Origin of the sequence: Enterobacter cloacae complex sp. 6730903 (assembly GCF_048283985.1) — a bacterium.
Lineage (GTDB): Bacteria > Pseudomonadota > Gammaproteobacteria > Enterobacterales > Enterobacteriaceae > Enterobacter > Enterobacter hormaechei_C.
In genome coordinates this window covers 116,291-138,372 of sequence record NZ_JBLVXX010000007.1, presented here as the reverse complement: position 1 = coordinate 138,372, position 22,082 = coordinate 116,291, and the positions used below count along the sequence as shown (strand labels likewise).

At 55.4% G+C, this 22,082-nt stretch carries 16 protein-coding genes; 8 read left to right on the top strand and 8 right to left on the bottom strand.

What is annotated here, in order from left to right; all coding sequences use genetic code 11:
• Positions 1-87 precede the first annotated feature (87 nt).
• Positions 88-957, top strand: coding sequence for a polyamine aminopropyltransferase (speE, locus tag ACNQ0W_RS05705; RefSeq protein WP_062932345.1), 870 nt, complete (start codon positions 88-90; stop codon positions 955-957).
• Positions 958-1,752 (top strand): adenosylmethionine decarboxylase, encoded by a 795-nt coding sequence (speD, locus tag ACNQ0W_RS05700; protein WP_045333712.1) that lies wholly within the window; start codon positions 958-960, stop codon positions 1,750-1,752.
• 31 nt (positions 1,753-1,783) lie between these two features.
• On the opposite strand, the gene yacL is transcribed toward speD, so the two are convergent.
• Positions 1,784-2,146 (bottom strand): protein YacL, encoded by a 363-nt coding sequence (yacL, locus tag ACNQ0W_RS05695; RefSeq protein ID WP_017694501.1) that lies wholly within the window; start codon positions 2,144-2,146, stop codon positions 1,784-1,786.
• Between the two features lie 190 nt (positions 2,147-2,336).
• Positions 2,337-4,934, bottom strand: a complete 2,598-nt coding sequence (gene acnB / locus ACNQ0W_RS05690) for a bifunctional aconitate hydratase 2/2-methylisocitrate dehydratase (RefSeq protein ID WP_062932346.1) — start codon at positions 4,932-4,934, stop codon at positions 2,337-2,339.
• Positions 4,935-5,826: 892 nt separating this feature from the next.
• Between acnB and ACNQ0W_RS05685 the strand changes: the two genes are divergently transcribed.
• Both ACNQ0W_RS05685 and ACNQ0W_RS05680 read left to right on the top strand, forming a co-directional pair.
• Positions 5,827-7,317, top strand: a complete 1,491-nt coding sequence (locus ACNQ0W_RS05685) for a DUF3300 domain-containing protein (protein ID WP_062932347.1) — start codon at positions 5,827-5,829, stop codon at positions 7,315-7,317.
• A gap of 10 nt (positions 7,318-7,327) precedes the next feature.
• Positions 7,328-8,119: a DUF2950 family protein gene (locus ACNQ0W_RS05680; RefSeq protein ID WP_062932348.1), complete on the top strand. Its 792-nt coding sequence runs from the start codon at positions 7,328-7,330 to the stop codon at positions 8,117-8,119.
• Between the two features lie 52 nt (positions 8,120-8,171).
• On the opposite strand, the gene lpdA is transcribed toward ACNQ0W_RS05680, so the two are convergent.
• The 4 genes from lpdA to pdhR form a co-directional block, all read right to left on the bottom strand.
• Positions 8,172-9,596, bottom strand: coding sequence for a dihydrolipoyl dehydrogenase (gene lpdA / locus ACNQ0W_RS05675; RefSeq protein ID WP_003856313.1), 1,425 nt, complete (start codon positions 9,594-9,596; stop codon positions 8,172-8,174).
• 175 nt (positions 9,597-9,771) lie between these two features.
• Positions 9,772-11,670 carry a pyruvate dehydrogenase complex dihydrolipoyllysine-residue acetyltransferase gene (gene aceF / locus ACNQ0W_RS05670; RefSeq protein ID WP_032647258.1) on the bottom strand — a complete coding sequence of 633 codons (1,899 nt, stop codon included), beginning with the start codon at positions 11,668-11,670 and terminating at the stop codon, positions 9,772-9,774.
• 14 nt (positions 11,671-11,684) lie between these two features.
• Entirely contained in the window at positions 11,685-14,348 is a 2,664-nt protein-coding gene (gene aceE, locus ACNQ0W_RS05665; RefSeq protein ID WP_047051304.1) for a pyruvate dehydrogenase (acetyl-transferring), homodimeric type, read from the bottom strand.
• 123 nt (positions 14,349-14,471) lie between these two features.
• Positions 14,472-15,236 carry a pyruvate dehydrogenase complex transcriptional repressor PdhR gene (pdhR, locus tag ACNQ0W_RS05660; protein ID WP_015572686.1) on the bottom strand — a complete coding sequence of 255 codons (765 nt, stop codon included), beginning with the start codon at positions 15,234-15,236 and terminating at the stop codon, positions 14,472-14,474.
• Positions 15,237-15,773: 537 nt separating this feature from the next.
• On the opposite strand from pdhR, the gene aroP reads away from it, so the two are divergent.
• The 3 genes from aroP (at position 15,774) to ACNQ0W_RS05645 (ending at position 19,667) form a co-directional block, all read left to right on the top strand.
• Positions 15,774-17,144, top strand: a complete 1,371-nt coding sequence (gene aroP / locus ACNQ0W_RS05655; protein ID WP_003856317.1) for an aromatic amino acid transporter AroP — start codon at positions 15,774-15,776, stop codon at positions 17,142-17,144.
• Positions 17,145-17,308: 164 nt separating this feature from the next.
• On the top strand, positions 17,309-18,706 hold the full coding sequence (locus ACNQ0W_RS05650) for a glycoside-pentoside-hexuronide (GPH):cation symporter (protein ID WP_047051305.1): 1,398 nt from the start codon (positions 17,309-17,311) through the stop codon (positions 18,704-18,706).
• 10 nt (positions 18,707-18,716) lie between these two features.
• Positions 18,717-19,667, top strand: a complete 951-nt coding sequence (locus ACNQ0W_RS05645) for a family 43 glycosylhydrolase (protein ID WP_062932350.1) — start codon at positions 18,717-18,719, stop codon at positions 19,665-19,667.
• An 18-nt stretch (positions 19,668-19,685) separates the two neighbouring features.
• On the opposite strand, the gene ampE is transcribed toward ACNQ0W_RS05645, so the two are convergent.
• Positions 19,686-20,540 (bottom strand): beta-lactamase regulator AmpE, encoded by an 855-nt coding sequence (ampE, locus tag ACNQ0W_RS05640; protein WP_062932351.1) that lies wholly within the window; start codon positions 20,538-20,540, stop codon positions 19,686-19,688.
• Positions 20,537-21,100 carry a 1,6-anhydro-N-acetylmuramyl-L-alanine amidase AmpD gene (gene ampD / locus ACNQ0W_RS05635; protein ID WP_017694507.1) on the bottom strand — a complete coding sequence of 188 codons (564 nt, stop codon included), beginning with the start codon at positions 21,098-21,100 and terminating at the stop codon, positions 20,537-20,539. The genes ampE and ampD overlap by 4 nt, the downstream gene beginning before the upstream one ends.
• Before the next feature lie 87 nt (positions 21,101-21,187).
• Between ampD and nadC the strand changes: the two genes are divergently transcribed.
• Entirely contained in the window at positions 21,188-22,081 is an 894-nt protein-coding gene (gene nadC, locus ACNQ0W_RS05630) for a carboxylating nicotinate-nucleotide diphosphorylase (protein WP_062932353.1), read from the top strand.
• Position 22,082 lies beyond the last annotated feature (1 nt).

Genomic DNA, 22,082 nt, shown 5'->3' with positions numbered 1-22,082 from the left:
CTTGTTGACTCGCTAACCGCCTCACGGCGGTGTTGTGTTGCGCCCATCTGCCGGATGTAATGGATGTTAACGAAGGAGGTGCTCCCCATGACCGATAAAACGGTATGGCAAGAAACGCTGCATGACCAGTTTGGTCAGTATTTTGCCGTGGATAACGTGCTCTATCATGAGAAAACCGATCATCAGGATTTGATAATCTTCGAAAACGCCGCCTTTGGCCGCGTGATGGCGCTGGACGGTGTGGTGCAAACCACCGAGCGCGACGAGTTTATCTATCACGAAATGATGACCCACGTCCCGCTGCTGGCCCACGGCCACGCGAAGGACGTCCTGATTATCGGCGGCGGCGACGGCGCGATGCTGCGTGAAGTCTCTCGCCATCAGAATGTCGAAACCATCACCATGGTGGAAATCGACGCCGGTGTGGTGTCGTTCTGCCGCCAGTATCTGCCCAACCATAATGCCGGCAGCTATGACGATCCGCGGTTTAATCTGGTTATCGACGATGGCGTCAATTTTGTTAACCAGACCACGCAAACGTTTGATGTCATTATCTCTGACTGTACCGACCCTATCGGCCCGGGCGCGTCGCTGTTTACCTCGTCGTTTTACGAAGGCTGCAAGCGCTGCCTGAAGCCTGGCGGAATTTTTGTGGCGCAAAACGGCGTTTGCTTCCTGCAACAGGATGAAGCGCTTGATAGCCACCGTAAGCTGAGCACCTATTTTACTGACGTCAGCTTCTACCAGGCGGCGATCCCCACTTACTACGGCGGGATCATGACCTTTGCCTGGGCGACGGATAACGACGTCCTGCGCCATCTCTCTACCGAAATTATCCAGGCCCGCTTCCATCAGGCCGGGCTCCAGTGCCGCTACTACAACCCGGCGATCCACACCGCAGCCTTTGCGTTGCCTCAATATCTGCAAGACGCGCTGTCCTCAAAGGAGGTGAACTAATTGAAAAAGCTTAAACTGCATGGCTTTAACAATCTGACCAAAAGCCTGAGTTTTTGTATTTACGATATCTGCTACGCCAAAACAGCAGAAGAGCGCGATGGTTACATCGCCTATATCGATGAACTCTACAACGCCAACCGTCTGACCGAGATCCTGACAGAGACCTGCTCGATTATCGGCGCGAACATCCTGAATATCGCGCGCCAGGATTATGAGCCTCAGGGTGCGAGCGTCACCATTCTGGTGAGTGAAGAGCCAGTTGACCCAAAGCTTATCGACAAAACCGAGCACCCCGGCCCGCTGCCGGAAGTGGTTGTCGCCCACCTGGATAAAAGCCATATCTGCGTGCACACCTACCCGGAAAGCCACCCGGAAGGCGGGCTGTGTACCTTCCGCGCGGATATTGAAGTGTCGACCTGCGGCGTGATTTCACCGCTGAATGCGTTGAATTATTTAATCCACCAGCTGGAATCCGATATCGTCACTATTGATTATCGCGTGCGCGGTTTTACCCGTGATATCAACGGCATGAAGCACTTCATTGATCATGAGATCAACTCCATTCAGAATTTCATGTCCGAGGACATGAAATCGCTGTACGACATGATGGATGTGAACGTCTATCAGGAGAATATCTTCCACACCAAAATGTTACTTAAGGAATTCGACCTTAAGCACTACATGTTCCACACCAGGCCGGAAGATTTAAGTGAAGAAGAGCGTAAGGTCATTACCGACCTGCTCTGGAAAGAGATGCGCGAAATTTACTACGGCCGTAACATTCCGACCGTGTAAACGTAACCCGGAGCAGGGACGCTTCGGGGAGTTACTTCTGTTTCATAAAATCGCGGTAGGCGTTCAACACGCTCAGGAAGTCTTCCACGCCGCACAGCGACAGGCTCTCTTCGTCGTAGTAGCTCATCCCCTCTTCCATCTCATCACCCGAGAACTCAAGCTGGTTGGCGCGCACCATCACCTCTTCGCCATCCATCCACAGCGTGTATTCGTGCCCGGCGCGTTGCCAGGAGCGTTCACTGCCTTTCACCGTTTCCGCCGCCTGTTCGACTTCATCCAGCAGCGCAAGGTTCTCTTTCACCTCTTCGTTAAACCAGTGTCCAACGGCTTCGTGCCCCATCGACATTCGCACTTTCACCACGCCGGTGATGTCGCGCAAAAATTCGTAATCCATAGCGTTTTCCTCTGCAAAGCCATTAGGGTAATTATCGCAGCAGCGAGGAAGAAAAAAAGCGGGAGAGGCGGGAGGAATGAAAATAAAAAGGTGAGAGCAAGACCCTGCGGCCTGATGCCCTCACCCCGTCCCTCTCCCACGGGAGAGGGTGCAAACACTAAAAACCGTCTCGTAGAGACGGTTTTGCTGTTTATACCGCCGTCTGGAAGATCACCCCGTCAGCCTTCTCGGTGTACTGAGAGAGCTGGTCGAAGTTCAGATAGCGATAGGTATCCACCGCCGTCTTATCTACCTGAGCCACAAAGGTCTGGTACTCTTCCGGCGTTGGCAGTTTGCCAATCAGCGCCGCAACCGCCGCCAGCTCCGCAGAGGCCAGGTAAACGTTCGCCCCGGTACCTAAACGGTTCGGGAAGTTACGGGTTGAGGTGGACACCACCGTCGCACCGTCGGCCACGCGCGCCTGGTTGCCCATGCACAGGGAGCAGCCAGGGATTTCGATACGCGCCCCGCTCTTACCAAACACGCTGTAGTAGCCCTCTTCGGTCAGCTGCGCCGCATCCATACGGGTTGGCGGCGCCACCCACAGACGGGTTGGCAGCTGGCCTTTGTGGGTATCCAGCAGCTTACCGGCAGCACGGAAGTGGCCGATGTTGGTCATACAGGAGCCGATGAACACTTCGTCGATCTTATCGCCCTGCACGTCAGAGAGCAGACGCGCATCGTCCGGATCGTTCGGCGCACACAGGATTGGCTCTTTGATATCCGCCAGATCGATCTCAATCACCGCCGCGTACTCTGCGTCTGCATCGGCTTCCAGCAGCTGCGGATCCGCCAGCCATTTTTCCATGCCCTGAATACGACGCTCCAGCGTACGACGGTCGCCGTAGCCTTCCGCAATCATCCACTTCAGCAGCACGATGTTGGAGGTCAGATACTCAATGATCGGCTCTTTGTTCAGCTTGATGGTACAGCCCGCCGCAGAACGCTCGGCGGAGGCATCGGTCAGCTCGAACGCCTGTTCCACTTTCAGATCCGGCAGACCTTCAATTTCCAGAATGCGGCCAGAGAAGATGTTTTTCTTGCCTTTCTTCTCAACGGTCAGCAGACCCTGTTTGATGGCATACAGCGGGATCGCGTGCACCAGATCGCGCAGGGTAATGCCCGGCTGCATTTTGCCTTTGAAGCGCACCAGCACCGATTCCGGCATATCCAGCGGCATCACGCCGGTCGCTGCGGCAAACGCCACCAGACCGGAACCCGCCGGGAAGGAGATCCCGATTGGGAAACGGGTATGGGAGTCACCGCCGGTACCGACGGTATCCGGCAGCAGCATGCGGTTCAGCCAGGAGTGGATAACGCCGTCGCCCGGACGCAGGGAGACACCGCCACGGTTCATAATGAAGTCTGGCAGCGTGTGGTGCGTGGTTACGTCAACCGGCTTCGGATACGCCGCGGTGTGGCAGAAGGATTGCATCACCAGGTCAGACGAGAAGCCCAGGCACGCCAGGTCTTTCAGTTCATCACGGGTCATTGGGCCAGTGGTGTCCTGAGACCCCACGGAGGTCATTTTCGGTTCGCAGTACGCGCCAGGACGGATACCGGCGACGCCGCAGGCGCGACCCACCATTTTCTGCGCCAGAGAGTAACCGCGGTTGCTCTCGGCCACGTCTTTCGCCTGACGGAATACGTCGCTGTGCGGCAGACCCAGCGCTTCACGCGCTTTGGTGGTCAGGCCACGGCCAATGATCAGCGGGATACGGCCACCGGCACGCACTTCGTCGATCAGCACGTCGGTTTTCAGCTCGAAGCTGGCCAGCAGCTCGTTGGTTTCGTGGTTGCGCACTTCGCCTTTATACGGGTAAACGTCAATCACGTCGCCCATGTTCAGGTTGCTCACGTCCACTTCAATTGGCAGCGCGCCCGCATCTTCCATGGTGTTGAAGAAGATTGGCGCAATTTTGCCGCCGAGGCACAGGCCGCCGCCGCGCTTGTTCGGCACGTGCGGAATGTCGTCGCCCATGAACCACAGCACGGAGTTGGTGGCGGATTTACGGGAAGAACCGGTACCGACCACGTCACCGACGTAAGCCAGCGGGAAACCTTTCTTCTGAAGTGCTTCGATCTGTTTGATCGGACCAACCACGCCAGGCTGATCCGGCTCAATGCCTTCACGGGCGTTTTTCAGCATCGCCAGGGCGTGCAGGGGGATATCCGGGCGAGACCATGCATCCGGCGCCGGAGAAAGGTCATCGGTGTTGGTTTCACCGGTCACTTTAAAGACGGTAACGGTAATTTTTTCAGCAAGCTGAGGGCGGTTCAGGAACCATTCGGCATCGGCCCAGGACTGCATCACCTGCTTCGCGTAAACGTTGCCTGCTTTGGCTTTTTCTTCCACATCGTAGAAGTTATCGAACATCAGCAGCGTTGAAGAGAGCGCTTTGGCAGCAATCGGCGCCAGCTTGTCGTTATCCAGCGCGTCAATCAGCGGATGAATGTTATAGCCGCCCTGCATGGTGCCGAGCAGTTCAATCGCTTTTTCAGGAGTAACCAGTGGGGAGGTGGCTTCGCCTTTGGCAACGGCGGCAAGGAATCCGGCTTTTACGTAGGCAGCTTCATCTACGCCAGGCGGTACACGGTTGATCAGCAGATCTAACAGGAATTCTTCTTCGCCCTCAGGCGGGTTCTTAAGCAGCTCGACGAGCGCGGCCATTTGGGTTGCATCTAACGGTTTGGGTACAATTCCCTCGGCGGCACGTTCTGCTACGTGCTTACGGTATTCTTCTAGCACGACGGTTCTCCTCGCTCTCATTGTCATATGCGGCGGGCGTTCTCTTCACGCTCCTGTGAGACAGCAGTTTGTAGGGTAAATGCCCGATACCGCGTCGGGCAGCATAGCAGGATTTCTGCACAGTGTTAATCTGTTTACAAAAAAGCAACATTAAAAAATTTGCTGAATCGTTAAGCATGGTGTAACGGGGAGACGAGACGAATTTTGGGCACAAAAAAACCGCCTGATAGCGGTTTATTTGTTGCCTTGCGGTGGTAGCACACCGTGCTGGCAGATTTGCGGCAACCCCAACGCAATGAATTTTGCATCACGCCCCACTGGCTTGCAAGCCATTATGTCAATTTTGCGTGGCGCCTTCCTGTTTCGAATGAAAAAACGGTTAACTTCATTTATCGCCTTCTGAATTCCCACTGAGTCGATTACTCTTCTTCTCGGCCTGCTTCGCTGGTGTAGCAACCAGTCACCGGGCCCGGGAGCAGTTCCGTAACCTACGCGGCAACGCCAACTTGCCTGGTTCTACCTTTCCCGGTGAAGAATGAACCCGCGTAGCCTGTACAGGAACGCACGCAATGGAGATGCGAATCACTGCGCTGATCGTTGTGACCGGTTTACTGCTAACCGCACTGCACGGTGGCTGGAATATATCCGACATCACGGTGCTGTTTGTCGTCAACCTCGGCAACTAGCTGCTGGCCGCTCGCAAGAGCGGCCTTCTGAATTTCCGTCGCCTGTTCAGCCATCCGATATAATTGTGTAATAAATACTCACACTCTTTATCCGGACGCTTCGGAAGGTTTCCCAATAAAAGTCAAAACTGTAAAACACGGGTGAATGATACTCGCGGCAACAGCAACGCCTCACGGCACTGCACTCGTCTCGTTGGAGTCAATCTATGAAGTTGCCTTTTAAACCACATCTTCTTGTTCTGCTTTGCAGTGCGGGGCTGTTTGCCGCCTCGGGCGTCATGTTCGTTAAAAGCCTCGCAACGGAACCCGCTCCCGCGCCGGTAGCCCCGCAGCTCCCCGTACCAACAGCACAACCTGCCCCGGTGGCGACTCCGGCCTATACCGCCGCGCAGATCGATCAGTGGACCGCGCCCATTGCGCTCTACCCCGACGCGCTGCTGTCGCAAATTCTGATGGCCTCAACCTATCCGGCGAGCGTGATTCAGGCCGCCCAGTGGTCAAAGAACAACCCAAAAATGCAGGGCGATGCCGCCATTCAGGCGGTCAGCGGGCAGCCATGGGATGCCAGCGTGAAATCGCTGGTCGCCTTTCCGCAGTTAATGTCGTTGATGGGAGAAAACCCGTCGTGGGTACAGAGCCTCGGCGACGCCTTTCTGGCCCAGCCAAAGGATGTGATGGATTCCGTGCAGCGTCTGCGCCTGCTGGCGCAGCAGACAGGCACGTTGCAATCCACCCCGCAGCAGACCGTCACCACCGTGAAAAAATCTGCGCCAGCCTCCGCCAGTACAGCCGCGACGTCAACGTCGGCTAGTCCGACGGTGATTAAAATTGAGCCAGCCGATCCACAGGTGGTTTATGTCCCTACCTACAACCCTTCCACCGTTTACGGCACGTGGCCAAACGCCAGCTATCCGCCGGTGTATCTGCCCCCGTCTCCCGGCCAGCAGTTTACCAATAGTTTTGTCAGAGGCTTTGGCTATAGCCTCGGCGTAGCCACCACCTATGCGCTGTTCAGTAACATCGACTGGGACGATGACGACGATCACCATCACGATCATGATGACGATCACCACGGCGGTTATTCGCATAACGGCGATAACATTAATATTAATGTTAATAACTTCAATAAGATCACCGGCGAGCACCGTACCGATAATCATCAGGTCTGGCAGCATAATCCGGCCTACCGCAACGGCGTGCCCTACGCCAATAGCCAGCTTGCCAGCCGCTATCATCAGACTTCAGTACCGGGCGGGTTGAGCGCTACCCGGCAGCAGCCGGTCAACCGCGATAGCCAGCGGCAGGCTGCGATGGCGCAGGTACAGCAGTCGACGGGCAAAACCCTCACACAGCTACAGCATGGCGACGCGCATTTCCCGCAACATTCAGCGTCCGCGCAGCAGCTGAAGCAGCTCTCTCAGCGCAGCAACTATCGCGGCTACGACAGCGCGCGGCCACACGCACAACAGATGAATAATACTCTTGCGCAAACCAGACGCCCGACGCAGGTTCAGCATCAGCCGCTGCGGGCAAACGCCCTGAGCGGCAACGACAGCCGTTCGGCCAGCTGGCAGGCCCAGCACCAGCGCGGGCTGCAAAGCCGCCAGCACGCGTCGCTGAACAGTGAGCAACGTGCCAGCTTCCGCCAGCAGCTGTCCGAACACCATACCGAACACCGTGAATTCCACCGTCGTTAAGGGAGCCGCTATGAACATGAAACCGATCGGTGGAATGCTGTTGTTGATGGTATCCACCTTCGCCTGCGCCCAGCAATCCTTCTCCACGCCTGAGCAGGCAGCCAATGCCCTGACGAAGGCCATAAGCGAGCAGAATGAGCGCGCGATGGCCGACCTGCTGGGGGATAACTGGCGCGACTATCTGCCACCTGAAGGAGTTGATCCGGAGGCGGTGGCTCGATTCCTGCGTGACTGGAAGATATACCATCGTACCGAAATCAGCGGCGATATAGCCCATCTGTCAGTTGGCGATAACGGCTGGCAACTCCCCATACCGGTAGTGAAGAAAAAAGAGGGCTGGCAATTTGATATGCAGAGAGCGGCGGATGAGATCCTGACCCGCGAAATCGGCCGCAACGAACTCGCGGCTATCGAAGCGCTGCACGCCTACGTCGACGCACAGCAGAGCTACTACGCCATGAACCACCGCTATGCGCAGAAGATTGTCAGCACGCCAGGGCTAAAAGACGGCCTGTACTGGCCCATCTCGCCGGGCGAAGCGCCAAGCCCGCTGGGTCCCGCCTTCAGCCCGCCGGAGCCAGGTATGGGCTATCACGGCTATCGGTTCCGTATCCTGCCGGATAAAAATGGCTTTGCGATGGTTGCCTGGCCCGTGAGCTATGGTCAGACGGGGGTAATGAGCTTTGTCGTTAATCAGGATGACAAAGTTTATCAGGCAAATCTCGGCAACGATTCGGCGCAGAAAGCGCAGGCGCTCGCTGCATACCACCAGGATAAAACCTGGCAGCCTGTCCCCCCCTGAACGCGGCGCATAAAAAAAGCGGCCTCAGGCCGCTTTTTTCATCTGAAGAAACTTATTTCTTCTTCGCTTTCGCGTTTGGCAGGTCGGTGATGCTACCTTCAAACACTTCTGCCGCCAGGCCCACGGACTCGTGCAGAGTCGGGTGAGCGTGGATGGTCAGCGCGATGTCTTCCGCGTCACAGCCCATTTCGATAGCCAGACCGATTTCACCCAGCAGCTCGCCGCCGTTGGTACCGACAATCGCACCACCGATTACACGGTGAGTCTCTTTGTCGAAGATCAGTTTGGTCATACCGTCTGCGCAGTCGGAAGCGATAGCACGGCCAGAAGCAGCCCACGGGAAGGTGGCGGTTTCATAGCTGATGCCTTTCTCTTTCGCTTCTTTCTCAGTCAGACCGACCCATGCCACTTCTGGCTCGGTGTAGGCGATAGATGGGATCACTTTCGGATCGAAGTAGTGCTTCATGCCGGCGATAACTTCAGCGGCAACGTGACCTTCGTGAACACCTTTGTGCGCCAGCATTGGCTGACCGACGATATCGCCGATAGCAAAGATGTGCGGCACGTTGGTGCGCAGCTGTTTGTCAACGCGGATGAAGCCACGGTCGTCCACTTCCACGCCAGCTTTGCCCGCGTCGAGGTTTTTACCGTTCGGCACACGGCCGATAGCCACCAGCACGGCGTCATAACGCTGTGGTTCGGATGGGGCTTTTTTGCCTTCCATGGAAACGTAAATACCGTCTTCTTTCGCTTCAACGGCAGTCACTTTGGTTTCCAGCATCAGGTTGAATTTCTTGCTGATGCGTTTGGTGAAGACTTTAACGATGTCTTTGTCGGCAGCCGGGATAACCTGGTCGAACATTTCAACCACGTCGATCTCTGAACCCAGCGCATGGTACACGGTACCCATTTCCAGACCGATGATACCGCCGCCCATAACCAGCAGGCGCTTAGGAACGGTTTTCAGCTCCAGCGCATCGGTGGAATCCCACACGCGTGGATCTTCATGTGGAATGAATGGCAGTTCGATTGGGCGAGAGCCTGCCGCGATGATCGCGTTGTCGAAGTTAATCACGGTTTTGCCGTTTTCGCCTTCCACTTCCAGGGTGTTCGCACCGGTGAATTTACCCAGACCGTTTACCACTTTCACCTTACGGCCTTTGGCCATACCCGCCAGACCGCCGGTCAGCTGAGTGATAACTTTCTCTTTCCAGGTACGAATTTTGTCGATGTCGGTTTTCGGCTCGCCGAAGACGATACCGTGTTCAGCCAGCGCTTTGGCTTCTTCGATAACTTTCGCTACGTGCAGCAGCGCTTTAGAAGGGATACAGCCGACGTTCAGACAAACACCGCCGAGGGTGCTGTAACGTTCTACGATGACGGTTTCCAGACCTAAATCCGCGGCGCGAAATGCTGCGGAGTAACCTGCCGGGCCTGCCCCAAGTACTACGACCTGAGTTTTGATTTCTGTGCTCATCATGACCTCTTAATGTATACCCGTCGTCCACCGGGTCGTTCTATCCGCCCGTATTTTACAAAATTGTTAACAATTTTGAAACAACAAACGGCTCACGAATTATCGCTTTCACCAATAACCTCAAAAACCCCATGAGATTATCAGAAAAAAGCCGGCCGACTGGCCGGCTTTTCGATTACATCACCAGGCGGCGAATGTCGCTCAGCATGTTGTTGATGATGGTGATGAAACGCGCACCATCAGCCCCGTCGATCACGCGGTGGTCGAAGGACAGAGAGATTGGCATCATCAGACGCGGCACGAACTCTTTGCCATTCCACACCGGCTCCATCGCGGACTTGGACACACCGAGGATAGCCACTTCCGGCGCGTTCACAATCGGCGCGAAGTGGGTGGTACCCAGGCCGCCGATGCTGGAGATAGTGAAGCAGCCGCCCTGCATTTCGCCGGCAGTCAGCTTACCATCACGCGCTTTTTTGGAGATGGTGGTCAGTTCACGGGACAGCTCAGTGACGCTCTTCTTGTTCACGTCTTTGAAGACCGGAACAACCAGACCATTTGGCGTATCAACCGCAACACCGATATTGATGTATTTCTTCAGCGTCAGCTTCTGACCGTCTTCGGACAGGGAGCTGTTGAAGCGAGGCATCTGTTCCAGCGCCGCCGCAACCGCTTTCATGATGAAGACCACTGGGGTGAATTTCACGTCCAGCTTACGCTTCTCAGCTTCGGCGTTCTGCTGTTTACGGAACGCTTCCAGATCGGTGATATCGGTCTTATCGAAGTGGGTAACGTGCGGGATCATCACCCAGTTACGGCTCAGGTTCGCACCGGAGATTTTCTGGATACGGCCCAGTTCCACTTCTTCGATTTCGCCGAACTTGCTGAAGTCCACTTTCGGCCATGGCAGCATGCCCGGGATACCGCCGCCAGCGGCTGCCGCAGGTGCAGCTTCGGCGCGTTTCACCGCGTCTTTCACGTAAGCCTGAACGTCTTCGCGCAGGATACGACCTTTACGGCCGGTGCCCTTCACTTTCGCCAGGTTCACACCGAATTCGCGCGCCAGGCGACGAATCAGCGGAGTCGCGTGGACGTAAGCGTCGTTTTCAGCGAACTCAGATTTTTCTGCTTTAGCAGCAGGGGCAGCAGCCGGTTTAGCAGCCTGAGCCGGTGCAGCAGACGGTGCCGGAGCAGCCGCGGCAGCCGGAGCGGCGGCAGGTGCAGCGCCTTCCACTTCGAAGACCATGATCAGAGAGCCGGTAGACACTTTGTCGCCGGTGCTGATTTTGATCTCTTTAACGGTACCGGCGAACGGCGCAGGCACTTCCATAGAAGCTTTGTCGCCTTCAACGGTGATCAGTGACTGTTCAGCGGCAACTTTGTCGCCCACTTTTACCATCACTTCGGTCACTTCAACTTCGTCACCGCCGATGTCCGGTACGTTAACGTCTTTCACGCCGCCAGCAGCCGCTGGTGCAGCAGCCGGAGCCGGAGCAGCTTCCGCTTTCGCTGGAGCCGCAGCGCCTTCAGCGCCCGCCACTTCGAAGATCATGATAAGCGACCCGGTAGACACTTTGTCACCGGTGTTGATCTTGATCTCTTTAACGGTACCCGCGAACGGTGCCGGCACTTCCATAGAGGCTTTGTCGCCTTCTACGGTAATCAGTGACTGCTCAGCCGCAACGGTATCGCCCACTTTCACCAGGATTTCAGTGACTTCAACTTCGTCACCGCCGATGTCAGGCACGTTCACTTCTTTCGCTGCCGCGGCCGCTGCTGGAGCAGCAGCAGGAGCGGCTTCTTTCTTCTCTTCCTGCGCAGGTGCAGCAGCTGCTGCACCGTCGGCGGAATCGAAAATCATGATCAGTTTACCGGTCTCGGTTTTATCGCCAACAGAGACTTTGATCTCTTTAACGATGCCAGCCTGAGGAGACGGGACTTCCATAGAAGCTTTGTCGCCTTCTACGGTGATCAGCGACTGTTCAGCTTCAACTTTGTCGCCTACTTTGACCAGGATCTCGGTGATTTCAACTTCATCAGCCCCGATGTCCGGTACATTGATTTCGATAGCCATTATTCTTTTACCTCTTACGCCAGACGCGGGTTAACTTTATCTGCATCGATGTTGAATTTGGTGATTGCGTCCGCAACCACTTTCTTATCGATTTCGCCACGTTTAGCCAGTTCGCCCAGTGCTGCTACAACCACGTAGGAAGCATCAACTTCGAAGTGGTGACGCAGGTTTTCGCGGCTGTCAGAACGACCGAAGCCGTCAGTACCCAGTACGCGATAATCATCAGCTGGAACGTAAGTACGAACCTGCTCAGCGAACAGTTTCATATAGTCAGTAGACGCCACCGCTGGCGCGTCGTTCATCACCTGAGCGATGTACGGAACGCGTGGGGTTTCCATTGGGTGCAGCATGTTCCAGCGCTCACAATCCTGGCCATCACGCGCCAGTTCAGTGAAGGAGGTAACAGAGTACACATCGGAACCCACACCGTAGTCTTTCGCCAGGATCTGCGCTGCTTCACGAACGTGACGCAGGATAGAACCGGAGCCCAGCAGCTGAACTTTACCTTTGCTACCTTCGATGGTTTCGAGTTTGTAGATACCTTTACGGATACCTTCCTCGGCACCTGCTGGCATTGCCGGCATGTGATAGTTTTCGTTCAGGGTGGTGATGTAGTAGTAAATGTTCTCTTGCGCTTCACCGTACATGCGCTGCAAGCCGTCATGCATGATGACTGCCACTTCGTACGCGTAAGACGGGTCGTAAGAGATACAGTTAGGAATAGTCAGAGACTGAATGTGGCTGTGACCATCTTCGTGCTGTAAGCCTTCACCGTTCAGGGTCGTACGACCAGAAGTACCCCCAATCAGGAAGCCGCGAGCCTGCTGGTCGCCTGCCTGCCAGCACAGGTCACCGATACGCTGGAACCCGAACATGGAGTAGTAGATGTAGAACGGGATCATCGGCAGGTTGTTGGTGCTGTAAGAGGTCGCAGCAGCCAGCCAGGATGCGCCTGCACCCAGTTCGTTGATACCTTCCTGAAGGATCTGACCTTTCTCGTCTTCTTTGTAGTATGCAACCTGCTCACGGTCCTGCGGGGTGTACTGCTGGCCGTTCGGGCTGTAGATACCGATCTGACGGAACAGACCTTCCATACCGAAAGTACGCGCTTCGTCGGCGATGATTGGAACCAGACGATCTTTGATCGACTTGTTCTTCAGCATCACGTTCAGGGCACGAACGAAAGCGATGGTGGTTGAGATCTCTTTGTTCTGCTCTTCCAGCAGCTGAGAGAAATCTTCCAGCGCTGGCAGTTCCAGCTTCTCGGTGAAGTTAGGCTGACGAGCAGGCAGGTAGCCTTTCAGCGCCTGACGACGTTCGTGCAGGTACTTGTGCTCTTCAGACCCTTCCGGGAAGGTGATGTAAGACAGGTTTTCTACCTGCTCATCGGTCACTGGAACGTTGAAACGGTCGCGGATATAACGCACGCCGTCCATGTTCATTTTCTTAACCTGGTGAGCGATGTTTTTACCTTCTGCGGTATCCCCCATGCCGTAACCTTTGATGGTGTGGGCCAGGATCACAGTCGCTTTACCTTTGGTTTCACGCGCTTTTTTCAGTGCAGCGTAAACTTTCTTCGGATCGTGACCACCGCGGTTCAGCGCCCAGATCTGCTCGTCAGTCCAGTCTGCAACCAGGGCTGCGGTTTCAGGATATTTGCCGAAGAAGTGCTCACGAACGTAGGCACCGTCTTTGGATTTGAAGGTCTGGTAGTCGCCGTCAACGGTTTCGTTCATCAGCTGGATCAGTTTACCGCTGGTGTCTTTACGCAGCAGCTCATCCCAACGACCGCCCCACATCACTTTGATCACGTTCCAGCCAGCACCTGCGAAGATGCCTTCCAGTTCGTTGATGATCTTGCCGTTACCGGTTACCGGACCATCCAGACGTTGCAGGTTACAGTTGATGATGAAGCACAGGTTGTCCAGCTTCTCACGGGTCGCGATGGTGATCGCGCCTTTAGATTCTGGCTCATCCATTTCACCGTCGCCCAGGAAGGCGTAAACGGTCTGCTCAGAGGTGTCTTTCAGACCACGGTGTTCCAGGTACTTCAGGAATTTAGCCTGATAGATCGCACCGATTGGGCCCAGACCCATAGATACGGTCGGGAACTGCCAGAACTCAGGCATCAGTTTAGGGTGCGGGTAAGAAGACAGACCCTTACCGTGAACTTCCTGACGGAAGTTGTTCATCTGCTCTTCAGTCAGACGACCTTCCAGGAAGGCACGTGCATAGATGCCCGGAGAGATGTGGCCCTGGAAGTACACCAGATCGCCGCCATCTTTCTCGTTCGCTGCACGGAAGAAGTGGTTGAAGCACACTTCGTAAATGGTCGCAGAAGACTGGAAGGACGCCATGTGGCCACCCAGTTCCAGGTCCTTCTTGGATGCGCGCAGAACGGTCATGATGGCGTTCCAGCGGATAGCAGAACGGATACGGCGTTCCAGATCCAGATTGCCCGGGTATTCCGGTTCGTCTTCGACGGCAATCGTGTTTACGTAGTTGCTAGCCCCTGCACCTGAAGCCACTTTCACGCCGCCTTTGCGTGCTTCTGAAAGCAGCTGATCAATCAGATACTGAGCGCGCTCAACACCTTCTTCACGGATGACCGATTCGATCGCCTGTAGCCAGTCGCGAGTTTCGATCGGATCCACGTCATTTTGGAGACGTTCTGACATGGGGGTATTCCTTATCTATCTAATACGTTGATTTGTCTGGAACCTGTCCCATTGTATTTTCGCCAGAAAACACAATAAGACAGGTTCTGCGTTTAGTTGCCGCGCTCTAAAAGTACCTGGCGCTTAATCCTTTCGTTGCTGTATGCGGCGTAATGAACGTTCGCGACGCGATTGTTCACGGCTGCGGTCCAGCAAGATTTCCTCAATGAAAGCCAGATGGCGGTGCGACGCTTCGCGCGCCTGCTCCGGTTCCCCGGCCATTATCGCCTCGAATACTCGGGTGCGATGGTTGCTTACCAGCGGGAGCATCTCCCGACGGGCATACAACAATTCAAAATTCTGACGAACGTTCTGGGCCAGCATCGGCTCCATGCAGCGTAGCAGATGGAGGAGCACCACGTTGTGCGCCGCTTCGGTGACGGCAATTTGATACTGGACGACGGCATTGGACTCGGCGTCTAAATCGCCGGACTGCTGTGCCCGTTCAATGGCCTGATGCAGCTCGCGAATACGTACGCGGTCTTCATCAGTGCTGCGAAGGGCGGCGTAATAGGCCGCGATACCTTCCAGCGCGTGACGGGTCTCAAGCAGATCAAACTGGGATTCTGGGTGGTCAGAGAGAAGTTCTACCAGCGGGTCGCTGAAGCTCTGCCACAGGCTGTTTTGCACAAAGGTTCCGCCACCCTGGCGACGGAGCAACAGGCCCTTTGCTTCGAGACGTTGAATCGCCTCACGCAGAGAGGGGCGTGAAACGTCGAACTGTTTTGCCAGCTCGCGTTCTGGCGGGAGTTTCTCGCCCGGGCGCAGTGTCCCTTCGAGAATTAAAAACTCCAGCTGCTGCTCAATCACATCGGAAAGTTTTGGTTGGCGAATTTTGCTGTAGGCCATATTCCCTGTCTTACGCCTTTTTGCCCGGAGTCAATTGGTCTTACCAATTTCATGTTCGTATCGCTAAAGTAACAAAGTATTCACCTTCTGTCCATATTGGTTTTGATTGAAATCAGTAAACCCTGCACATTTTAACAACCTTACAGAACTAACGTTTCAGGAATGTAACTTTGCACAAATGAAATGGTTACTACCAAAGAGGCAGTTTTAACCATAATGAAACGAGGGTTTTTGCAATCTGAAGCGATTCAACAAGGCAAAAAATGAAAATTCGCCCTCTTCTGACGCATTTCTATTCTATAGGTTGGGGTATGAGGGGTTAACGTACCGATTTACAATTGGTTTCTTTTTATTCAAGTCGTCATCACCCCTTCATAAAGCAGGTGCATTCGCTGGCGCTTACCACTATTCTTGCGCTAACGGAAGCCATCTCCGCTTTTTTCGGTATCGTTAACCGTAAAGAAATAAATACAGAATATGGATTTTCATAATTACACACGCACAGCGTGAACATAACAACCACACACGAGGTTTCAAATGGAAGCTCAACAGCATGGCGATCAGCTAAAGCGCGGCCTTAAAAACCGCCATATTCAGCTCATCGCCCTGGGCGGTGCTATTGGTACTGGCCTGTTTCTGGGCAGTGCATCGGTTATCCAGTCGGCCGGGCCGGGCATTATTCTCGGGTACGCGATTGCGGGTTTTATTGCGTTTCTGATTATGCGTCAGTTAGGGGAAATGGTTGTTGAGGAGCCGGTCGCAGGCTCATTCAGCCACTTCGCCTATAAATACTGGGGCAGCTTCGCGGGCTTCGCCTCCGGCTGGAACTACTGGGTTCTGTACGTTCTGGTTGCCATGGCCGAGCTGACCGCCGTTGGGAAATACATTCAGTTCTGGTACCCGGAGATCCCCACCTGGGCATCTGCTGCGGCCTTCTTCGTCCTGATTAACGCCATTAACCTCACCAACGTAAAAGTGTTCGGTGAAATGGAGTTCTGGTTTGCCATCATTAAAGTGATTGCCGTTGTGGCGATGATCATCTTCGGCGGCTGGCTGCTGTTCAGCGGCAACGGCGGCCCGCAGGCCACCGTGCGCAACCTTTGGGAGCAAGGCGGGTTCCTGCCGCACGGCATGACCGGCCTGGTGATGATGATGGCGATCATTATGTTCTCCTTCGGCGGTCTGGAGCTGGTGGGCATCACCGCCGCGGAAGCCGACAACCCGGAGCAGAGCATCCCGAAAGCCACGAACCAGGTTATCTACCGTATTCTGATCTTCTATGTGGGCTCCCTGGCGGTCCTGCTCTCCCTGCTGCCATGGACGCGCGTCACGGCGGATACCAGCCCGTTTGTGCTCATCTTCCACGAGCTGGGCGACACCTTCGTGGCGAACGCGCTCAACGTCGTGGTGCTGACCGCCGCGCTCTCCGTTTATAACAGCTGCGTTTACTGCAACAGCCGTATGCTGTTCGGCCTGGCGCAACAGGGCAACGCACCGAAAGCGCTGCTTACCGTTGATAAGCGTGGCGTACCGGTTAATACCATCATCGTGTCGGCGGTCGTGACGGCGCTGTGCGTTCTGATTAACTACCTGGCACCGGAATCTGCCTTCGGCCTGCTGATGGCGCTGGTGGTTTCCGCTCTGGTGATTAACTGGGCGATGATTAGCCTCGCTCATATCAAGTTCCGCCGTGCCAAGCAGCAGCAGGGCGTAACCACGCGCTTCCCTGCCCTGCTCTATCCGCTGGGGAACTGGGTTTGCCTGCTGTTCATGGCGGCTGTGCTGGTCATCATGCTCATCACCCCAGGCATGGCGATTTCCGTCTACCTGATCCCGGTCTGGATTGCGATCCTCGGCGTGGGTTATATGGTGAAACAGAAAAATGCCAAAACGGTAAAAGCGCACTAAGTGTTTTCTCGCTGTACTCGCGGTTGCGGGTACAGCGTCTTGTTACCTTCCTCACAAATTCGCGCCAACAGCAAAATCCTCCATATCACCGCCTTTATATTGCAACGCATATATTCGTTTGCCAGCGAATAATTCTCTCCATACCGAAACCCGGAGAGCTGTCGATGAATAACAACAAACTGTCAGTAAAAGAAAAGATCGGCTATGGCATGGGTGACGCCGGATGCAACATTATCTTTGGCGCCATCATGTTATTTGTTAACTATTTTTATACGGATATTTTTGGTCTGGCTCCTGCACTGGTTGGCGTTTTACTCCTGTCCGTACGCGTCATTGATGCCGTAACGGACCCGATCATGGGCGCGATTGCCGACCGTACCCGCAGCAAATATGGCCGGTTTCGTCCATGGCTGCTGTGGATTGCCTTCCCCTATGCGCTGTTCAGCATTCTGATGTTCACCACACCGGAGTGGAGCTATAACAGCAAAGTTATCTATGCCTTTGTCACCTACTTCCTGCTGTCGCTGACCTATACCGCCATCAACATTCCGTACTGCTCGCTCGGCGGCGTGATCACCAACGACCCGAAAGAGCGCGTTGCCTGCCAGTCCTACCGTTTTGTTATGGTCGGTATCGCCACGCTGCTGCTGTCGCTAACGCTCCTGCCGATGGCCGACTGGTTTGGTGGGGATAACAAAGCCAAAGGCTACCAGATGGCGATGACCGTGCTGGCGCTGATTGGTACCTGCATGTTCCTGTTCTGCTTCGCCACGGTGCGCGAGCGCGTACGTCCGGCGGTGCAAACCCATGACGAACTGAAAAACGACCTGAAAGACGTGTGGAAGAACGACCAGTGGGTGCGGATCCTGCTGTTAACCCTGTGCAACGTCTGCCCTGGCTTTATCCGCATGGCGGCCACCATGTATTACGTCACCTGGGTCATGGGGCAAAGCACCCATTTCGCCACGCTGTTTATCAGCCTGGGCGTGGTCGGCATGATGTTCGGCAGTATGCTGGCTAAAGTGCTGACCGACCGCTGGTGTAAGCTGAAGGTCTTTTTCTGGACCAACATCGTGCTGGCGATTTTCTCCTGCGCCTTCTACTTCTTCGACCCGAAAGCGACGACAACCATTGTCGTGCTCTACGTCCTGCTGAACATCCTGCACCAGATCCCATCCCCGCTGCACTGGTCGCTGATGGCCGACGTGGACGACTACGGTGAATGGAAAACCGGGAAACGCATCACCGGGATCAGCTTCTCCGGCAACATCTTCTTCCTGAAGCTGGGTCTGGCGATTGCCGGGGCAATGGTCGGCTTCCTGCTCTCCTGGTACGGCTACGACGCGGGCGCAAAAGCGCAGAGCGCGGACGCCATTAACGGGATCGTGCTGCTGTTTACCGTCATTCCCGGCATTGGATACTTAATTACCGCGGGCGTAGTACGTCTGCTGAAAGTGGACCGTGAGACCATGAAGCAGATCCAGTCCGATCTGGAAAAACGTCGCACCAACTATCGCGAGCTGAACGATTATCAGGAACTCAAAGCCGCTGAGACTAAATAAGGAAAGCCGAATGCAAACCTGGCCAAACCCGTTTATTGAACAACGCGCCGACCCGTATATCCTGCGTCACGATGGGCAATATTACTTTATCGCCTCCGTACCGGAGTACGATCGGCTGGCGATCCGCCGCGCGAACTCGCTGGAAGGTTTACGCGATGCCGAAGAGGTGGTTGTCTGGCGCAAGCCCGACACCGGCCCGATGAGCCAGCTGATCTGGGCGCCGGAACTGCATCATATCGACGGCAGGTGGTACATCTATTTTGCCGCCACGCATACCCAGGCGCTCGATCAGCTCGGGATGTTCCAGCATCGCATGTTTGCCATTGAATGCGCAGATCGCGATCCGCTCACCGGTACGTGGGTGGAAAAAGGGCAAATCAAAACCCCGTTTGACACCTTCGCGCTGGATGCCACCACCTTTGTTCATCAGGGTAAACGCTGGTATCTGTGGGCGCAAAAAGCCCCGGATATTTCCGGTAACTCCAATCTTTACCTGTGTGAAATGGAAAATCCGTGGACGCTGAAAGGCGAACCGGTGATGCTCAGTAAACCGGAATATGACTGGGAGTGCCGTGGGTTCTGGGTCAACGAAGGCCCGGCGGTGCTGTTCCATGGCGATAAGCTATTTATCAGCTATTCCGCCAGCGCCACCGACGAGAACTACTGCATGGGATTACTGTGGGCAGACCTGAATGCCGATCCGCAAAACCCGGCTAACTGGCATAAATCCCCGCGCCCGGTGTTCGTCACCAGCTATGAAAACCGGCAGTATGGGCCAGGCCATAACAGCTTTACGCAGACCCCTGAGGGCGACGATGTGCTGGTCTACCACGCACGAAACTACACTGAAATTGAAGGCGATCCGCTTTACGATCCCAATCGCCATACTCGCCTGAAACTCATCCGCTGGAACGAAAACGGGATGCCTGACTTCGGCATCCCGCCCGCGGATACGCCGTAACAGCTTCGGCGCGCTGGCTTAGACCAGCGTGCCGTAAATCGTCAGCAGCGCCACAATCACCACCACCACAAAGGACGTTTTCTTTGCCATCGAGACGGCAGCTTTTGGCGTTGCGACTTTATCCGTGTGCGGCTCACGCGCCAGCGAGAACTGTGCCAGTCGGGTTAAAACCTGATACTGCGAGGTATGGCGGTCAGCAAGGGAGACAAACCACGCGGGCAGCGCCTTTTCACCGTGACCGATGAGGGCATAGACCACGCCAACCAGACGCACCGGAAGCCAGTCGAGCACGTGCAGGATGGCATCAATGCCGGACTGTAGACGTTCATGCGGCGTAAGATAGCGGGCAAGCCAGGTCTGCCAGGCACGCAGGAACGCGTAACCCATCAGCAGTACCGGCCCCCAGGGTCCGCCCACCACGAACCAGAACAGCGGCGCCAGGTAGTAACGGAAGTTGATCCACAGCAGCGCGTTTTGCAGCTCGCGCAGAAACTCGCGTTCATCGCAGTCCGGCGGTACGCCGTGGATCATCGTCAGCTCGCTCGCCATCGCGCCGCGCGCGTGGGCATCATCCCGGGAAGCGGCTTTCAGATACGCGTGATAGTGCAAACGCACCTTGCCCGCGCCAATACACAGCACGCCGAGCAGGATCCACACCACCAGCAGCGGCACGTTGAAAAAGAGGCCGTAAAGCGAGCGCAGCAACAGGAACGTAATCGCCATCACGCCTGCCGCCATCAGCAGCGTGCGCAGCATGGAAAAATGCCTGATGCTGCGGAATAACACCTCCAGCCGATGATCCAGATGCCAGTGCTCGCCGAGCTTAAACAGGCGTTCAGCGATCATAACCAGCAGCATGGTAAACAACGTCATGTTATCTCCTTATCTGACGACGTGGTAAGCATGGCGTGAAACCGGGACCAGTCAAACGCCGGGCCGGGGTCGGTTTTTCTTTCGGGGGCGATGTCGCTGTGCCCTGTAATATTGTCTGCAATGGCGGGATAGCGCCCGATTAACGTTTGCGTTACAGCAACCAGTTTCTCATATTGCGCATCGGTATAAGGCGTGGTGTCCGTCCCTTCCAGTTCAATTCCAATGGAGAAATCATTGCACCGCTCGCGCCCCTGATACATCGACACGCCGGCATGCCAGGCACGCTTATCAAAAGGAACATACTGAACCACTTCGCCATCACGACGGATCAGACAGTGCGCCGAGACGCGCAGATGCGCAATCTCAGCAAAGAAGGGGTGAGCATCGGGATCTATCGTTCCAGTGAATAACGCATCGATCCACGGACCGCCAAACTCACCCGGCGGGAGACTAATATTGTGAACCACCAGCAGTGTGGGCTTTTCATCCTCCGGGCGGCAGTCGTGGTGCGGCGACGGTACATGCCGCGCGTCCACCAGCCATCCGTTTTCTAACAACATGCTGGAACTCCTTATCTATGGTGCTGTTACTCGGTTCAGAGTAGCATGTTTCAATATTATGATTCGTTACCAATTTGGAGTTTTATCATGCCGCCTCGCCGCTATAACCCCGACCACCGACGTGACGCGCTTCTGGAACGTATTAATAGTGATATCCCGGCAAGCGTTGCCCATGCCCTGAAAGAAGATCTCGGCGGCGACGTCAGCGCCGATAACGATATTACCGCCCAATTGTTGCCCAAAGAGACACGCTCGCATGCGGTGATCATCACCCGCGAAGCGGGGGTTTTCTGCGGCAAACGCTGGGTTGAGGAGGTCTTTACCCAGCTGGCGGGCGACGAGGTGCAGGTAACATGGCACGTTGACGACGGTGATGCGGTCACGGCGAATCAGCCACTGTTCGAGCTGGACGGCCCGTCCCGCGTCTTGCTGACCGGTGAACGCACCGCGCTCAATTTCGTGCAAACGCTCTCTGGCGTTGCCAGTGAAGTACGCCGCTACGTTGACCTGCTGACAGGCACCCGCACGCAGCTGCTGGATACCCGTAAAACCCTGCCGGGCCTGCGCACCGCGCTGAAATACGCGGTACTCTGCGGTGGCGGCGCCAACCATCGTCTGGGGCTCTCCGATGCCTTCCTGATCAAAGAGAACCACATTATTGCCTCTGGCTCGGTGCGTCAGGCCGTGGAAAAAGCCTTCTGGCTGCATCCGGATGTGCCAGTCGAAGTAGAAGTGGAAACGCTGGAGGAGCTGGACGAGGCCATTAAAGCGGGGGCTGACATCATCATGCTCGATAACTTCGACACGGAGCAGATGCGTGAAGCGGTGAAACGCACAAACGGCCAGGCGCAGCTTGAGGTGTCCGGCAACGTGACGTTCGACACCATCCGCGAATTTGCTGAAACCGGCGTCGATTACATCTCCGTTGGCGCCCTGACCAAGCACGTCCGCGCCCTCGACCTCTCGATGCGCTTCAAATAAC

What these genes read in the sequence shown, in the direction of transcription:
- speE (WP_062932345.1), top strand. Translation starts at nt 88, where the DNA reads ATGACCGATAAAACGGTATGGCAAGAAACGCTGCATGACCAGTTTGGT.
- yacL (WP_017694501.1), bottom strand. Translation starts at nt 2,146, where the DNA reads ATGGATTACGAATTTTTGCGCGACATCACCGGCGTGGTGAAAGTGCGA.
- ACNQ0W_RS05685 (WP_062932347.1), top strand. Translation starts at nt 5,827, where the DNA reads ATGAAGTTGCCTTTTAAACCACATCTTCTTGTTCTGCTTTGCAGTGCG.
- ACNQ0W_RS05680 (WP_062932348.1), top strand. Translation starts at nt 7,328, where the DNA reads ATGAACATGAAACCGATCGGTGGAATGCTGTTGTTGATGGTATCCACC.
- lpdA (WP_003856313.1), bottom strand. Translation starts at nt 9,596, where the DNA reads ATGAGCACAGAAATCAAAACTCAGGTCGTAGTACTTGGGGCAGGCCCG.
- aceF (WP_032647258.1), bottom strand. Translation starts at nt 11,670, where the DNA reads ATGGCTATCGAAATCAATGTACCGGACATCGGGGCTGATGAAGTTGAA.
- aceE (WP_047051304.1), bottom strand. Translation starts at nt 14,348, where the DNA reads ATGTCAGAACGTCTCCAAAATGACGTGGATCCGATCGAAACTCGCGAC.
- pdhR (WP_015572686.1), bottom strand. Translation starts at nt 15,236, where the DNA reads ATGGCCTACAGCAAAATTCGCCAACCAAAACTTTCCGATGTGATTGAG.
- aroP (WP_003856317.1), top strand. Translation starts at nt 15,774, where the DNA reads ATGGAAGCTCAACAGCATGGCGATCAGCTAAAGCGCGGCCTTAAAAAC.
- ACNQ0W_RS05650 (WP_047051305.1), top strand. Translation starts at nt 17,309, where the DNA reads ATGAATAACAACAAACTGTCAGTAAAAGAAAAGATCGGCTATGGCATG.
- ACNQ0W_RS05645 (WP_062932350.1), top strand. Translation starts at nt 18,717, where the DNA reads ATGCAAACCTGGCCAAACCCGTTTATTGAACAACGCGCCGACCCGTAT.
- ampE (WP_062932351.1), bottom strand. Translation starts at nt 20,540, where the DNA reads ATGACGTTGTTTACCATGCTGCTGGTTATGATCGCTGAACGCCTGTTT.
- ampD (WP_017694507.1), bottom strand. Translation starts at nt 21,100, where the DNA reads ATGTTGTTAGAAAACGGATGGCTGGTGGACGCGCGGCATGTACCGTCG.
- nadC (WP_062932353.1), top strand. Translation starts at nt 21,188, where the DNA reads ATGCCGCCTCGCCGCTATAACCCCGACCACCGACGTGACGCGCTTCTG.